12 protein-coding genes, 1 tRNA gene and 1 pseudogene are annotated in these 14,360 nt (G+C 63.9%); 7 read left to right on the plus strand and 7 right to left on the minus strand.

The annotated features are described in order from the left end of the window. Window positions 1–71: 71 nt before the first annotated feature. The 3 genes and pseudogenes from WHT83_RS13635 to WHT83_RS13645 all read right to left on the minus strand — a co-directional run. Window positions 72–233, minus strand: a pseudogene (locus WHT83_RS13635) (DUF6538 domain-containing protein); the annotation flags it as partial. A gap of 149 nt (window positions 234–382) precedes the next feature. Further along, window positions 383–456: transfer RNA gene (locus WHT83_RS13640), tRNA-Gln, on the minus strand. Between the two features lie 115 nt (window positions 457–571). Continuing rightward, on the minus strand, window positions 572–1,516 hold the full coding sequence (locus WHT83_RS13645; protein WP_406871462.1) for a YbhN family protein: 945 nt from the start codon (window positions 1,514–1,516) through the stop codon (window positions 572–574). A 301-nt stretch (window positions 1,517–1,817) separates the two neighbouring features. Between WHT83_RS13645 and WHT83_RS13650 the strand changes: the two genes are divergently transcribed. Together WHT83_RS13650 and WHT83_RS13655 are read left to right on the plus strand one after the other, a co-directional pair. Next, the gene (locus tag WHT83_RS13650) at window positions 1,818–3,170 is read left to right on the plus strand and encodes a Ppx/GppA phosphatase family protein (protein WP_183261892.1); all 1,353 of its coding nucleotides are present in this window, start codon (window positions 1,818–1,820) and stop codon (window positions 3,168–3,170) included. Beyond that, window positions 3,167–3,886, plus strand: a complete 720-nt coding sequence (locus tag WHT83_RS13655) for an RlmE family RNA methyltransferase (RefSeq protein ID WP_108608513.1) — start codon at window positions 3,167–3,169, stop codon at window positions 3,884–3,886. Before WHT83_RS13650 ends, WHT83_RS13655 begins: the two co-directional genes overlap by 4 nt. Here WHT83_RS13655 and WHT83_RS13660 read toward each other — a convergent pair. Continuing rightward, complete coding sequence (locus WHT83_RS13660) at window positions 3,881–5,290, minus strand: MFS transporter (protein WP_318761984.1); 1,410 nt, start codon at window positions 5,288–5,290, stop codon at window positions 3,881–3,883. The genes WHT83_RS13655 and WHT83_RS13660 overlap by 6 nt on opposite strands. Window positions 5,291–5,568: 278 nt before the next feature. Between WHT83_RS13660 and guaB the strand changes: the two genes are divergently transcribed. Further along, a complete protein-coding gene (gene guaB / locus WHT83_RS13665) occupies window positions 5,569–7,071 on the plus strand; it encodes an IMP dehydrogenase (RefSeq protein WP_183261889.1) in 1,503 nt (500 codons plus the stop codon). A 5-nt stretch (window positions 7,072–7,076) separates the two neighbouring features. Beyond that, on the plus strand, window positions 7,077–7,652 hold the full coding sequence (locus tag WHT83_RS13670; protein ID WP_406871463.1) for a hypothetical protein: 576 nt from the start codon (window positions 7,077–7,079) through the stop codon (window positions 7,650–7,652). A gap of 4 nt (window positions 7,653–7,656) precedes the next feature. Here the strand turns inward: WHT83_RS13670 and WHT83_RS13675 are convergent, their stop codons facing one another. Then, the gene (locus WHT83_RS13675; protein WP_406871464.1) at window positions 7,657–8,772 is read right to left on the minus strand and encodes a hypothetical protein; all 1,116 of its coding nucleotides are present in this window, start codon (window positions 8,770–8,772) and stop codon (window positions 7,657–7,659) included. A 112-nt stretch (window positions 8,773–8,884) separates the two neighbouring features. On the opposite strand from WHT83_RS13675, the gene WHT83_RS13680 reads away from it, so the two are divergent. Continuing rightward, window positions 8,885–9,304: an MAPEG family protein gene (locus WHT83_RS13680; RefSeq protein WP_406871465.1), complete on the plus strand. Its 420-nt coding sequence runs from the start codon at window positions 8,885–8,887 to the stop codon at window positions 9,302–9,304. A 19-nt stretch (window positions 9,305–9,323) separates the two neighbouring features. Here the strand turns inward: WHT83_RS13680 and rnd are convergent, their stop codons facing one another. Beyond that, entirely contained in the window at window positions 9,324–10,481 is a 1,158-nt protein-coding gene (gene rnd / locus WHT83_RS13685) for a ribonuclease D (protein WP_406871466.1), read from the minus strand. A gap of 85 nt (window positions 10,482–10,566) precedes the next feature. Next, window positions 10,567–11,811 (minus strand): MFS transporter, encoded by a 1,245-nt coding sequence (locus tag WHT83_RS13690; protein WP_318761979.1) that lies wholly within the window; start codon window positions 11,809–11,811, stop codon window positions 10,567–10,569. Window positions 11,812–11,975: 164 nt separating this feature from the next. On the opposite strand from WHT83_RS13690, the gene WHT83_RS13695 reads away from it, so the two are divergent. Both WHT83_RS13695 and aspS read left to right on the plus strand, forming a co-directional pair. Continuing rightward, entirely contained in the window at window positions 11,976–12,392 is a 417-nt protein-coding gene (locus tag WHT83_RS13695; RefSeq protein WP_183261876.1) for a GNAT family N-acetyltransferase, read from the plus strand. 149 nt (window positions 12,393–12,541) lie between these two features. Further along, window positions 12,542–14,332 (plus strand): aspartate--tRNA ligase, encoded by a 1,791-nt coding sequence (aspS, locus tag WHT83_RS13700; RefSeq protein WP_406871467.1) that lies wholly within the window; start codon window positions 12,542–12,544, stop codon window positions 14,330–14,332. The last annotated feature ends 28 nt before the right edge of the window (window positions 14,333–14,360 follow it).

The following is a 14,360-nucleotide window of genomic DNA, read 5'->3' on the forward strand; positions in this document are numbered from 1 at the left end:
GTCAGCTGTTCTTTCGTCGCCATTCTCGCCATCGGCATCAGTGCGAGCTGCAACAGCAGGGCATTGAGCCGCCGCGCCACCACGGATGCCTTCTTACGGTCCGAGAGCCTAAGGCTCAGTGAAAGCCTGCCGTCACCTGCCGCCGACGCGAATCCGACGGGAATACGGGCCCGCCAATAGAAGACGGGACCCCTGAGAATGAGGTTTTCGATCTGATGTCTGCGCAGTCCCATCCGCCCGTGCTCCGCTCATCCAGGCCGGATGGACACCAGCTCTGGACATCAGTTGTGGGCACCACTTGTGGAAGGCCGATTCGACGTGAAACGATGACCTTGCGAACGGCCATGGATCCCGCGGATTTCAAAGCTTCTGGGAGGCGAGTTGGCTGGGGAACCTGGATTCGAACCAGGACTAACGGAGTCAGAGTCCGTGGGTCTACCGTTAACCTATTCCCCAGCATGGCCGAAACTTGTCCGGCGCTGGCGGGTCGCATTTGACGCGGCCACCTGTGCGCGCCTTGTAGCCGCCGCCGGGAAATAGTCAACCCCATCAGTTGCGGCAATTTCGGTTTTCAGGCCTCGTCCTTGTTGGCGCTCCGGCCGAACTGCGAGTGCTCGAAAGCAAGCACCGCCATGACCCCCAGGATGAGCGGGATGATGAGGTAGAACAGCCTGAAGACCAGAAGTGCTGCCAGCACCGCCGCCGGGTCCATTTCCGACAGGCCGGTGAGAAACACCACTTCGAGCACGCCCAGTCCGCCCGGCGCGTGCGACGCCTGCGCCACCGCGAAGGAGAACAGGAAGATGCCGAGCACGATCAGGTAGCCCGGATTGTGCTCGGCGGGCAGGACGAAATAGATGATCGCCGCAGCCGCCAGTATTTCCAGCGGGCCGATGATCAGCTGGCGTGCCACGATCGGCAGTGCCGGATAGTGCAGGCGGAAGCTGCGGATGGCGAGCGGCTTGAGATGCAGCCAGCCGCCGAAGACATAGGCGCCGACCGAAAGCAGCATGGCAACGCCCAGCGCGATCCACCATGCTTCGTGGCTGCCCTCGGTGTAGCGGTCGAGCAGGCTCGGCTCGAGCAGAATCACCACGCCGCCGACGAACACGCTCGAAAGCACGAAGGTGAACCAGCAGATGCCGACGAGCACGCCGACCTCCTGGCCGGTCAACCCCTTGGTGGCATAGGCGCGATAGCGGATCACCGCGCCCGAGAATACCGAGCCGCCGATATTGTGCGAAAGGGCATAGGTGGTGAAGGAGCAGACGGTGACGAAGAACCACGACACGCGCTTGCCGATATGCAGCAGCGCTATGTGGTCATAGCCGGCCAGCGCGCCATAGGCGACGATCGAGCTGATCGCGGCGAGTATCCAGCCGTGGAAGGGGATGGCGGTCAGGCCGCTCCACACATCGTCGAGGGAGATTTCGCGCCATTCGTGATAGAGCAGCCAGGCAGAAACGGCGACGGCGCCGAGCCCGATGACGGGCCAGATGAAGTCTTTGATTCTCATGCAGGAGCGCTTGCCCGTTCCTTTCGGTCTGGCGTTTCAGTTCCTCGTTGTGGCAATGCGTCCGCTCGCATGACCGGCTCGTCCTTCAGCTTTGCCTCATCGAAGCCGGCTATTCAACCCGACCCGTGATTTTCGATAGCGATGCAGCCGGCCACGCGGCGAGGCCGGGACGCGCCGGCCAAATTTCAGCGCCGGCGGGCCTTGGTGATCGGGTCCCGCACTGATAGTCTGGCGCCAACACAAGATGATATGCGCGTGCAGCGTCCGAAGGGTTCGCGCGGCGCCAGAAGGAAATTGCAGGGTGAAGGACCGCGAAGCCGACGTCAGCGCGTCGGATGCGGGTGTCTCCGGGGATGGTCCGTCGCGTCATGGCGGGGAAGCTCCCCGACCGGGCCGTCAGGCCGCCGTGCGACCGGTCAACGGTCACGGCAATGGGGACGCCGCGCAACCAAAAGGCAAGACCAGGAAAAGGCGTAAGCGCCGCCGCGGCCGCAAGGTTTTTGCGCGCGACGGCGTTCAGCTTGCGGCCGGCGGCAAGCCGGCGGAGTCCACAGTACCCGTGGCCGGGCCAGCGGTTTCTCTGAAGCCAAGCAACCCGGTCGCAAGGCCGGAGGTGGCCGAACAGCCGCGCCGCATGCCGGTGTCGGACCTGCCGGTCTTTGCGGCGCTCGACCTTGGCACCAACAATTGCCGGCTGCTGGTGGCTGTGCCGGGAAGGCCGGGCCAGTTTCGCGTCATCGACGCCTTCTCGCGCATCGTGCGGCTGGGCGAGGGCCTCTCGGCGTCCGGTCGGCTCGGCCAGGCGGCCATGGACAGGGCGGTCGAGGCGCTCAAGGTCTGCAGCGACAAGCTGCGCAACCGCAAGATCAAGAAAGCGCGCCTGATCGCCACCGAGGCCTGCCGTTCGGCCGCGAATGGTGCGGAGTTCATCGATCGCGTCGAGCGTGAGGCAGGCCTCAAGCTCGAGATCATCGACCGCCAGACGGAAGCGCGGCTGGCTGTTTCGGGATGCGGCTCGCTGGTCGAGCGCGACACCGACGGGGTCGTGTTGTTCGACATTGGCGGTGGCTCCTCCGAGATCGCCCTGATCGACGTTTCGCGCCACCGCTCGCCGCGGCTGGCGAATCACATCGTCTCGTGGACGTCGCTGCCGGTCGGGGTGGTTTCGCTCGCCGAGCGCTTCGGCGGCCGCACGGTGACGCGCGAGATCTTTGCTGCGATGGTCGAGGATGTTGCCACCCGCCTGCGTTCGTTCGACGGGCGCGACCGCTTGGCTCATGTCGTGTCGAGCCCGAAATTCCACCTGTTGGGTACTTCGGGCACGGTCACTACGCTCGCCGGCGTGCATCTCGAACTCGACCGATACGACCGCCGCCGCGTCGACGGGCTTTGGATGGATGGAACCAGCGTCGACCGCATGGTCGAAAAAGTGCTCGGCTGGGACTTCCAGCAGCGCGTGGCCAATCCCTGCATCGGCGCCGACCGCGCCGACTTGGTCCTGGCTGGCTGCGCCATCCTGGAAGCGATTCGGGCGGTCTGGCCATCGGAACGGCTGCGTGTCGCCGATCGCGGCTTGCGCGAGGGCATTTTGAGCGAATTGATGGCCGACGACGGCGTGTGGCGCCGCAACTGGCGGAACGGACAGCGTACATGACCAAGAAACCAAAACCAGCGGTAGGAGCGGGCGCGACGCGCGTGCTGCGCACCAAGATCAAGAAGAAGCACGGCCTCAAGGAATCGTCGCGCCGCTGGCTCGAACGCCACATGAACGACCCCTACGTCCAGCGCTCGAAGGCCGACGGCTACCGCTCGCGCGCGGCCTACAAGCTGATCGAGATCGACGACAAGCATCATCTGTTGAAGACGGGCATGAAGGTCATCGACCTTGGTGCCGCGCCCGGTGGCTGGTGCCAGGTGGCGGCCGCCCGCACCAACTCGACGGCGGAAAAGCCGCATGTCGTCGGCATCGACTATCTCGAAATGGATGCGGTGCCCGGAGCGCCCGTGCTGCTGATGGATTTCCTCGACGATGCCGCCCCGGCACGCCTGTCCGAGGCGCTCGGCGGCGCGCCTGATCTGGTGCTGTCCGACATGGCGGCGCCGACGACGGGGCACCGGCGCACCGATCACATCCGCACCATGCATCTGTGCGAGGTTGCTGCCGATTTCGCCATTTCGGTACTGAAGCCCGGTGGCCATTTCCTGGCCAAGACCTTCCAGGGTGGCACCGAGGCCGAACTGTTGACCCTGCTCAAGCAGAATTTCCGCACCGTCCATCACGTCAAGCCACCGGCCTCGCGCGATGAATCGGCCGAGCTCTATTTGCTTGCCAAGGATTTCAAGGGCAGGTCCGAGCCTGACGCCTCATAGCTGCTGCGGCTCGTCGGCCTCGCGCTGACGCAGGCGGTGGCCGGAAACCGAGCCACCGGCATCGGCCGCCATGCGCGCGTACATGAACGCCGGCAGTCCCGAAATCAGCGCGACCGTCAGGAACGCGAAGGTGAAGCCGGCCCCGCCGATCGCCTGGCCGGTGGCCAGCGACCATATTTCGAGCGCGCCGCCGCCGACTGCCACGCCGAGCGCCACCGAGGTCTGCTGGGCAACGGCCGAGATGGCGGTTGCCTGGCCGCTCTGGGCGGTCTCGATGTCGGCAAAGACCAGCGCGTTCGACGAGGTGAAGAACAAGGACCGCAGGAAACCTGACAGGAACAGCACCAGAAGGATCACGAGATAGGGCGTCTGGGATGTGAACAGCGCATTGGCCGCCATCAGGCCGGCTGAAACCACCGAAGCGACCGTCAGCACCGTGCGGAACCCCATGCTCTTCAGGATCTTCGGCGCGACGAACTTCATCGACAGCGCTCCCGCTGCGGTGGCGAAGGTGATCATGCCCGACTGGAATGGCGACAGCCCGAAGCCGAGCTGGAACAGCAGCGGCAAGAGGAACGGCGCCGCGCCGACACCGACGCGGAACAGCGAGCCGCCGACAATCGCCGTGCGGAAGACCGGATTGGCGAAGAGCTTGAGTTCAAGCAGCGGGTAGGGCGTCCGGCGTGCGTGGCGGATGTAGAGCAGCGCTGCGGTAAGGCCAACGGCAATGGTGACGACGCCGACGACAGGCGGCAGCGCCGGCAAGCTGACCACCGACAGGCCGAAGACCACACCTGAGGCGGCGATGGCCGACAGGAAGAACCCGGGCACGTCGATCGGTCGCGTTGCCTCCGGCGCAATCTCGGGCAGGAAGCGCCCCGACAGCCAGATGCCCAGCGCGCCGATGGGAATGTTGATCAGGAAAATCCAGTGCCAGGCGAAGAAGGTGGTGATGAAGCCGCCGACTGGCGGGCCGATGAGCGGACCGACAAGTGCCGGGATGGTCAGCGTTGCCATTGCCGCCACCAGGCCGCTCTTTTCGGTGGTGCGGACCAGAACCAGCCGCGCTACCGGCGTCATCATCGATCCGCCCATGCCTTGCAGGAAGCGCGCGAGCACGAATTCGCCGAGCGACCCCGAGATGGCGCAGGCGACCGAACCCAGCATGAAAACGCCGATGGCGACGCGGAAGACCAGCTTGGCGCCGAAACGGTCGGCCATCCAGGCGCTGATCGGGATGAATATGGCGAGCGAAACGAGATAGGCCGTCAGCGCCAGCTTGAGCGCGATCGGGCTCGTGCCGATGTCGGTCGCGATCGCCGGCAGCGAGGTGGCGATGACGGTCGAGTCCATGTTCTCCATGAACAGGGCGACGGCAAGGATGAGCGGGGTGGTTCTGTTCACGGACTTTTCCGCAGTGGCGTCTGCATCTGCCGGCAGCCAGGCCGCCGTCCGATCCGACCGTTAACATGGATGCGGCAGCCTGTCCGCAGCCAACGCATGCGGCCCGTGCGGTCCAGTCGGCACGATGAAGTAGCCTCCGTGTCGATTGCGCCTCAAGCTGCGCTTTTCATCGGCTCGAAGACGTGGTACCAGCCACCGCCAATCCTGAAAGGGAAAAGACGAGTCGGCGCTGCATACCAACTGGTTCCAGCGTCCTTTTACGTATTCCGAGGTTGGCCATGGCAAAAATCATTGAATCCTCCACCGGCGCTCTGGCGCTGACCTTCGACGACGTGCTGTTGCAGCCCGGCCATTCCGAGGTGATGCCCGGCGAAACCGACATCAGCACCCGCATTGCCGGCGATATCGATCTCAACGTGCCGATCATTTCGGCGGCCATGGACACGGTGACGGAAGCCCGCCTGGCGATTGCCATGGCCCAGGCCGGTGGCATCGGTGTGATCCATCGCAACTTCACCCCCGCCGAACAGGCCGAGCAGGTCCGCCAGGTCAAGAAGTTCGAATCGGGCATGGTGGTCAATCCGGTCACCATCGGCCCGGACGCCACGCTGGCTGACGCACTCACCTTGATGCGAACCCACGGCATTTCGGGCATCCCGGTCGTCGAAAATGGCGGCGCCGGTGGCCAGAAGACCGGCCGCCTGGTCGGCATCCTGACCAACCGCGACGTGCGCTTCGCTTCCGACCCGGCGCAGAAGGTCTATGAGCTGATGACGCGCGAGAACCTGATCACCGTCAAGGAGACGGTCGAGCAGGACGAGGCCAAGCGGCTGCTGCACCAGCACCGCATCGAAAAGCTGCTCGTCGTCGACAAGCACGGCAATTGCGTCGGCCTCATCACCGTCAAGGACATGGAGAAGTCGCAGCTCAACCCGAACGCGTCCAAGGATGCGCAGGGACGCCTGCGCGCCGCGGCTGCCACCAGCGTCGGCGATGACGGCTTCGAGCGGGCCGAGCGGCTGATCGACGCCGGCGTCGACCTGCTCGTCATCGACACCGCCCATGGCCATTCCCAGCGCGTCCTCGATGCGGTGGCGCGGGCCAAGAAGATTTCCAACTCCATCCGCATCATGGCGGGCAACATCGCCACCGCCGACGGCGCCCAGGCGCTGATCGACGCGGGCGCCGACGCCGTCAAGGTCGGCATCGGGCCGGGCTCGATCTGCACCACGCGTATCGTTGCCGGTGTCGGCGTGCCGCAGTTGTCGGCCATCATGTCGGCTGTCGAGGTGGCACAGAAGGCCGGCGTGACCGTCATCGCTGACGGCGGCATCAAGTATTCGGGCGATCTCGCCAAGGCTCTGGCCGCTGGCGCCGGTGCGGCCATGATCGGCTCGCTTCTCGCCGGTACCGAAGAGAGCCCGGGCGAGGTCTACCTGCATCAGGGCCGCTCGTTCAAGGCATATCGCGGCATGGGTTCGGTGGGCGCCATGGCGCGCGGCTCGGCCGACCGCTACTTCCAGGCCGAGGTTCGCGACACGCTCAAGCTGGTTCCCGAAGGCATTGAGGGCCAGGTGCCTTACAAGGGCCCTGTCGGCGGCGTCCTGCACCAGCTCGCCGGCGGCCTCAAGGCTGCGATGGGCTATGTCGGCGGGCGTAATCTTGCCGACTTCCGCGAGCGCGCCACTTTCGTGCGCATCTCCAACGCCGGCCTGCGCGAGAGCCACGCCCACGACGTGACCATCACGCGCGAAAGCCCGAACTACCCCGGCGGCATGTGAGCCCAATGATCGTGCGGCTGCGGCGTCACGCGGCTGCGCTAAGCGTCGTCACTGCGGCAGTATTCGCCGCAATGACGCTGCTGGAGTTCTTCTATTTCCGCAGCTTGAGCGGCGGCCTGCCGTCGCTCGATCTGCGTTTCTGGGGGGTCTCCGAGAGCGAAGGCTTTGCCTGGATTGCGGCTCTCGGCCGGCCGGGCGCCGAGATCATTCTCGTCTGGCACTACCTGACCTTCGACCTTCTCTTCCCAGCGCTGCTTTCGGCGACGCTGGTCAGCCTGATCCTGAAGGCCGGCGACAGGCTGCCGCGTTTCGCTGGCCTTTCGGAGACGATGCGCTCGGTCGCAGCACTTGCGTTGGTGCTGCCCTATACGATTGCCGACTATGCCCAGAACATCGTCGTGGCGCGTATCCTCGCCGACCCGCCATCGGCGGGAGCCAGGTCGATGGCGCTCGCCTCCGGCCTGATTGTCGCCAAGTTTGCGTTTCTGGCTGTATCGGTCGCGGTCGTCGCAACCTTTGTACTTGCGGGCTTGCGAAGCGTCAGGCGATCAGCAGGCACCGGCGACCGCAAGCTACGCTGATCGGCTATAGCCGAATGGACAATTTCTGCTTCTTGTCGATGTCGGATGCGTCGATGAATTCGAGGTATTGCGCAAGCAGCCCACGCAGGGCTTCCCCCTTTGTGCCCTCGTCGCGGTCTTCCTTGGCAGCGTCCCTGGCGATGCCGGACAGATCCAGTTCCATCTCGGGGGCATCCTGGCCAGTTGCCGGGGACGACACGGTTTCGCTCATCCCGCTTAGGGCCTGGACTATTGCCAAGGCCGCCTGCGAACTGTCCGTGCCGGACGTGTCCTTGCCGGCCTGAATTTCCTCGAGGGCGTCTCTGATCTTCTCGGGAATGGCTGCTGCTTCGTCGAGCTTTTCCTTCGCTTCGGCTGTCCGGACAGCCTTCAGGTCCTCGGCAATCGTTTCCTTGTCGACGACGTCGATTGAAGACCCTTTTTGGTCGGCGAGGGTCTCTTCGACCGACTTGGCCCCGGACGTTGCCGCTTCCAAGCGCTGCGAAACCTTGCTGCCGGCCTGGCCGGCAAGGCCTTCCGACACCGCGTCATACACCTTCCGCGCGGCGTCGCTTTCCGGATCCGCGAATGCCTTGAACAGATCGACTGCGTTCATCCCGTCCAGACGGAAGCCCGCCGCATCCTCCAGCACCTTTCTGAGATCGCCGTCGCCTGCCAGAAATTCGGTCTTGAATTTCTCCAGGACGAGTTTGGCCACAGCCCGGAAGGTAACGCCGTTCTCGCCTGGTTTCGGGATCCGGAAGTCGTCCCCCGAACCGACACCGACATTCTTGATCAGCGCTTCTTCACGCCATTTGTTGCCGGCTTCGACGGCTTTGGGGTCGCCGTCGCTGCCCACGCCCAGCTTGTCGTTGAGAAAGTCGACGGCCCTCTCGACCATGGAGAACATCACTTCCATCGGCGTCAGGCTGATGCCGAAGTAATACTCGTTGATGGCCTGCATGTCTTTCGGGCGGGCCGGCGCAGTCTGGGCCATGTCGCCGAGCGGCTTCATGCCCCCCGCAGCCTGCGCATCCTCGCGCATTGCGCGTTCACGGGCATAGGTTCCGGCTTGGATGACTGCTAGAGCAGGTTGGTAGCGATTGGCGGTTGCAGGGAGCATCATGTTTCGGTCGACCATTGAACTGCTGCATCACAGTTTCGATCATGATCCGTAAATTCTCCATTAAGCAGAAATGGAGTGCAGCAATTGATGGCCAGATTAGTCGATCATTTTTCTTGAGGTTATGCTTGTGAACCAGACCGCTATTTTCTGGCCGATGCTCTCGCAGGTTCTTTTGGTCTACATCGTCTATGTCGTGCTGGGCCTGCGGCGCAGGCAGGCGGTACAGGCTGGCGAGGCGCGGGTGAACCAGTTCAAGACGCGCGCCGCCGAGCCGGAGTTGAGCGTCACCGCCGCCAACAACACCATCAACCAGTTCGAGCTGCCGGTGCTGTTCTACGCAGCGTGCCTGGCACTCTACGTGACCGACGGCGCGTCATTTGTCAGTGTCGGGCTGGCCTGGCTGTTCGTGGCGACACGTTATGCGCACGCGTGGGTTCACCTGACTGCCAACCGGGTCAGGCTTCGCAGTCTGGCCTTCATTCTGGGCTGGCTGGTACTTGGGCTGCTGTGGATCTGGTTCGCGCTGCATCTTGCCGGCGCGGTCTGAGCCGCGCCGATCAGGCCGTTCAGGCTTCGATCTCGAACACTGCGATCTTGCGCTTGTCGAAACGGATGGCGATTTCGCCGCGCACCAGCTTGAGAGCGGTTTCGCCGAACACCGAGCGGCGCCAGCCCTGCAGGGCAGGGACGTCGGCGGCTTCGCCTTCGGCGGCGATACGGTCGATGTCGTCGCCCGAAGCAAGCACCTTGGGCGCCACCCCTTCCTTTTCCGAGACCAGGCGCAGCAGCACCTTGAGCAGTTCGGCGGCCGCGCTCGAGCCCTCAGGTGGCTGGAAGGTCTTGGGCAGCTTGGGCATCTGGTCGCGCGGTATTTCGAGCGCCGCATTGACGACGGCGAGCAGGGCGGTTGCCGAAGAGGAGCGCTCCCAGCCCTTGGGCGTGGTCCGCAGCCGCGACAGCGCCGTGGTGTCGCGCGGCGCCTGCTGGGCGATCTCGTAGATCGCGTCGTCCTTGAGCACGCGCCCGCGCGGCACGTTGCGTTCGCGCGCCTCGCGCTCGCGCCAGGCGGCGACGGCCTGCACGATGGCCAGTTCCTGCGGCTTGCGCAGACGCATCTTCAGCCGCTTCCAGGCGTCTTCCGGATGCGGATCGTAGGTTGCCCGCGAGGTCAGCACCTCCATCTCTTCGTTCAGCCAGTGCGCGCGGCCTTCGCGCTCGAGCTCGGTGACGAGATGCTGGTAGACATCGATCAGGTGGGTGACGTCAGCCAGCGCATATTCGAGCTGCTTTTCCGACAGCGGCCTGTGGCGCCAATCGGTGAAGCGCGATGACTTGTCGATGCGGCCGCCGGTGATCTTCTGGACGATCTGCTCGTAGGAGACGCTGTCGCCGAAGCCGCAGACCATCGCCGCCACCTGCGTGTCGAAAACAGGGTGAGGGATCAGTCCGCCGAGATGGAAGACGATTTCGATGTCCTGCCGGGCGGCATGGAAGACCTTGGTCACTGCCTCGTTGGCCATCAGGTCGAAGAATGGCTTGAGGTCGAGCCCGGGCGCCAGCGGATCGACCAGCGCCGAAACGCCAGGCGCCGCCATCTGGATCAGGCAGAGCTCCGGCCAGAAAGTGGTTTCGCGAATGAACTCGGTGTCGACGGTGACGAAGGTGGATTTTTCGAGAGCGGCAACGGCGGTATCGAGTTCGTCCTGGGTCGTTATTACATGCATAATATTGCTTTTATCAGAACGCGTTGTCTTTCCATTTCAGTCGAGCGGCCATTCGTCAAGCGATTGCCGCATCCGGAGAGGAAGTCTAGTCGGCGTCCGAACCATTCGTTGGGCCATTTCGCCCGGCCAGGCGGGCGAAAATCGGCGACGTCCGCAGCAAGGCGATGAAGCGGCCGCGCCGGCCGGCCGGCACCGGCGAGCGCGATCCCATGCGATAGACGATGACCGCCACGAACGCGACGTAGACTGCTGCGCTGAAACTGAAAAGCGCATGCGGTCCAAACTGCTCCATGACGATCGAGGCCACGAACGGACCCGCGATCGCGCCGACCGAGTAGAACAGCATCAGCGCGGCGTTGATCAGCACGAACTCGCCCTTTTCCGCCCGGTCGTTGGCGTGCGCCGCCGACAGTGAATAGAGCGGCATGGCGAACGAGCCGAAGATGAAGATCAGCACGAAGTTGGCCAGCGGCGAATTGCCAGCAAGGAAGACCAGCATCAGCGCCGAGGTCATCGCGCCGACGGTGGTGACGAGCAGTACCTTGCGGCGATCCCACAGGTCGGACATGTACCCGAGGGGATACTGGACCAGCGCGCCGCCGATGATGCCGACACTGACGAAGGTGACGACGTCGGTGACCGACAGCCCGATCTGTTCGGCATAGATCGGGCTCAGCGTCCGGAACGCGCTGTTGGTGACGCCGACGAAGATGCAGCCGATGCTGCCGAGCGGCGAGATGCGCCAGGCGCGCTTCAAGTCGAGCTTGACCTCCTCCGGCGGTGTCGGGTTGGAACGGTCGCCGAGCGACACCGGCACCAGCGACAGCGTGATCATGATCGACATGATGGCGAAGATGGTGAAGCCGCCGGCACCGAACACCGGGATCATGAACTGCGCGCCGGTCACCGATGCGATGTCGATGATGCGGTAGATGGCGAGCACTCGGGCCCGGTCATGGTTGGAGACGCCCGAGTTGAGCCAGCTCTCCATCACCGTGAACAGCCCGGCGAAGCAGAAGCCCGTGGCGAAACGGATGAGCGACCACATCACCGGGTCGATGACCAGCACCAGCATCAATGTCGCGGCGGCAGCGATGGCTGCCAGCGCCGCGAAGGCCCGGACATAGCCGACGGCCTTCATGATGCGGGTGATGAAGATGCAGCCGAGCAGGAACCCCATGAAGTAGAAGGTGCCCATCAGCCCGATGGTCGACGCCGAAAAGCCCTCCTGTGCCCCGCGCAACGCAATCAAGGTGCTTTGCAGGCCGTTGCCGCCTAGCAGGATGCCGGCGGTGATCAGAAGCGGGATGAGGGGACGTATGGAGGACATTCGGCAACGCGAGAAAAGGTGAGTTGGCTATAGTTAGGCCGTCCGGTCAATGCCAGTCGGCCACTGGCGCGACATATTCCGCCGGCTGCGCCAACGTGTCGAGCGCCGAGACGGTTAGCTTGCGCGCCTGTCGTCCCGACGGATGGCGAGAGCGGGAGCTGATGATGACGACACTGACGGTCAGCACGAGCATTGATCGGGAGACAGCACAGCTGATCGGCGAAGGCCTGAACGCCTACAACTACGAGACGGCGGGGCCCCACAATGAGCAGGATCTGTGGATCGTCGCGCGCGACGAGGACGCTTCGCTCGCTGGCGGATTGAAGGGCTCGTCCGAATATTCGTGGCTTTTCGTGGAATGGCTCTGGATCAGCTCGAAACATCGCAACCGGGGTCTCGGCGTGCAATTGCTTGGCAGGGCCGAAGAGGTCGCCAGGCAAAGGGGTTGCGTCGGCGTTCATCTCGATTCGTACACCTTTCAGGCGCCGGAGTTTTACAAGCGGCTGGGCTATGAGGAGTTCGGCCGTATCGATGACTATCCGGCAGGCCATTCGCGCGTCTGGCTGAAGAAGCGCCTTTAACTGGGGCGTTCTGCGCAGCGGAGCCGCCCGAACCGGTGGCTTTACCTTGACAAAACCGGGCACCCATGCGCTTTTCCCGCCAAATTTCGGCCCGGGCGCATCGGACGCCTCGACGCCGTATGACAACAGCCCGAACCGGAATATTTGCCATGCACCGTTACCGCAGCCACACCTGCGCTCAATTGAGGAAATCCGACGTCGGTTCCGCCGTCCGCCTGTCCGGCTGGGTGCATCGCGTGCGAGATCACGGCGGCCTGCTGTTCATCGACATGCGCGACCACTACGGCCTGACCCAGATCGTCGCCGATCCCGATTCGCCGGCCTTCAAGGTCGCCGAGACCGTCCGTGGCGAGTGGGTCATCCGCGTCGATGGCGAGGTCAAGGCGCGCATGGCCGAGGCCGTCAACGGCAACCTGCCAACCGGTGAGATCGAGGTTTTCGCCGGCGAGATCGAGGTCTTGTCGCAGTCCAAGGAATTGCCGCTGCCGGTGTTCGGCGAACCCGAATACCCCGAGGACATCCGTCTCAAGTATCGCTTCCTCGACCTGCGCCGCGAGACGCTGCACAAGAACATCGTGGCCCGCACCAGGATCATCGCCGAAATGCGCGCGCGCATGACCGATGAGGGTTTCACCGAGTATTCGACGCCGATCCTGACGGCATCGTCGCCTGAAGGTGCACGCGACTTCCTGGTGCCTTCGCGCATCCATCCGGGCAAGTTCTTCGCCCTGCCGCAGGCACCGCAGCAGTACAAGCAGCTGTTGATGGTCGCCGGCTTCGATCGCTATTTCCAGATCGCGCCTTGCTTCCGCGACGAAGACCCGCGCGCCGACCGCCTGCCGGGCGAATTCTACCAGCTCGACCTCGAAATGAGCTTCGTGACCCAGGAAGACGTCTGGAACACGATGGAGCCGGTGATGCGCGGCGTGTTCGAGAAGTTTGCCGACGGCAAGCCGGTGACGCAGCAGTTCCGCCGCATTCCCTATGACACCGCGCTGCGCACCTATGGCACCGACAAGCCCGATTTGCGCAACCCGATCGAGATCCAGCCAGTCACTGAGCATTTCGACGGTTCGGGCTTCAAGGTGTTCGCAGGCATGATCGCTGCCAACCCGAAGGTCGAGGTCTGGGCCATCCCGGCCAGGACCGGTGGTTCGCGCGCATTCTGCGACCGCATGAACTCTTGGGCCCAGGGCGAGGGCCAGCCGGGTCTCGGCTACATCTTCTGGCGCAAGGAAGGCGACAAGCTCGAAGGCGCTGGTCCCATCGCCAAGAATATCGGTGAAGAGCGCACCGAGGCGATCCGCCAGCAGCTTGGCCTGTCGGATGGTGACGCCGCTTTCTTCGTCGCCGGCGACCCCAAGAAGTTCGTCTCGTTTGCCGGTGCTGCCCGCACCCGCGCCGGCGAGGAGCTCAACCTCGTCGACCGCGAGCGTTTCGAGCTGTGCTGGATCATCGACTTCCCGTTCTACGAATGGCTCGAAGACGAAAAGAAGATCGATTTCGCCCACAACCCGTTCTCGATGCCGCAGGGCGGCCTGGATGCGTTGAACAACCAGGACCCGCTCACCATCAAGGCCTATCAGTACGACATGGTCTGCAACGGCTTCGAAATCGCATCCGGTTCGATCCGCAACCAGTTGCCCGAGCTGATGGTCAAGGCGTTTGAGCTGACCGGCAAGTCGCGTGAAGAGGTCGAGGAGCAGTTCGGTGGTCTCTACCGCGCCTTCCAGTACGGCGCCCCGCCGCATGGCGGCATGGCTGCGGGCGTCGACCGCGTGATCATGCTTCTTGTCGGTGCGAAGAACCTGCGTGAAGTGACGCTGTTCCCGATGAACCAGCAGGCGCAGGACTTGCTGATGAATGCGCCTGCCGAAGCCTCGCCGCAGCAGCTGCGCGAGCTGTCGCTGCGCGTCGCCGTGGCCAAGAAAGAAGCTTAAGAGGCCCGCGCAAGCGATTCTTTCGATT

The organism is Aminobacter sp. P9b, from assembly GCF_045345995.1.
Lineage (GTDB): Bacteria > Pseudomonadota > Alphaproteobacteria > Rhizobiales > Rhizobiaceae > Aminobacter > Aminobacter niigataensis.

What these genes read in the sequence shown, in the direction of transcription:
- WHT83_RS13670 (WP_406871463.1), top strand. Translation starts at nt 7,077, where the DNA reads ATGATCGTGCGGCTGCGGCGTCACGCGGCTGCGCTAAGCGTCGTCACT.
- WHT83_RS13690 (WP_318761979.1), bottom strand. Translation starts at nt 11,811, where the DNA reads ATGTCCTCCATACGTCCCCTCATCCCGCTTCTGATCACCGCCGGCATC.
- WHT83_RS13675 (WP_406871464.1), bottom strand. Translation starts at nt 8,772, where the DNA reads ATGGTCGACCGAAACATGATGCTCCCTGCAACCGCCAATCGCTACCAA.
- WHT83_RS13655 (WP_108608513.1), top strand. Translation starts at nt 3,167, where the DNA reads ATGACCAAGAAACCAAAACCAGCGGTAGGAGCGGGCGCGACGCGCGTG.
- WHT83_RS13645 (WP_406871462.1), bottom strand. Translation starts at nt 1,516, where the DNA reads ATGAGAATCAAAGACTTCATCTGGCCCGTCATCGGGCTCGGCGCCGTC.
- rnd (WP_406871466.1), bottom strand. Translation starts at nt 10,481, where the DNA reads ATGCATGTAATAACGACCCAGGACGAACTCGATACCGCCGTTGCCGCT.
- aspS (WP_406871467.1), top strand. Translation starts at nt 12,542, where the DNA reads ATGCACCGTTACCGCAGCCACACCTGCGCTCAATTGAGGAAATCCGAC.
- WHT83_RS13695 (WP_183261876.1), top strand. Translation starts at nt 11,976, where the DNA reads ATGACGACACTGACGGTCAGCACGAGCATTGATCGGGAGACAGCACAG.
- guaB (WP_183261889.1), top strand. Translation starts at nt 5,569, where the DNA reads ATGGCAAAAATCATTGAATCCTCCACCGGCGCTCTGGCGCTGACCTTC.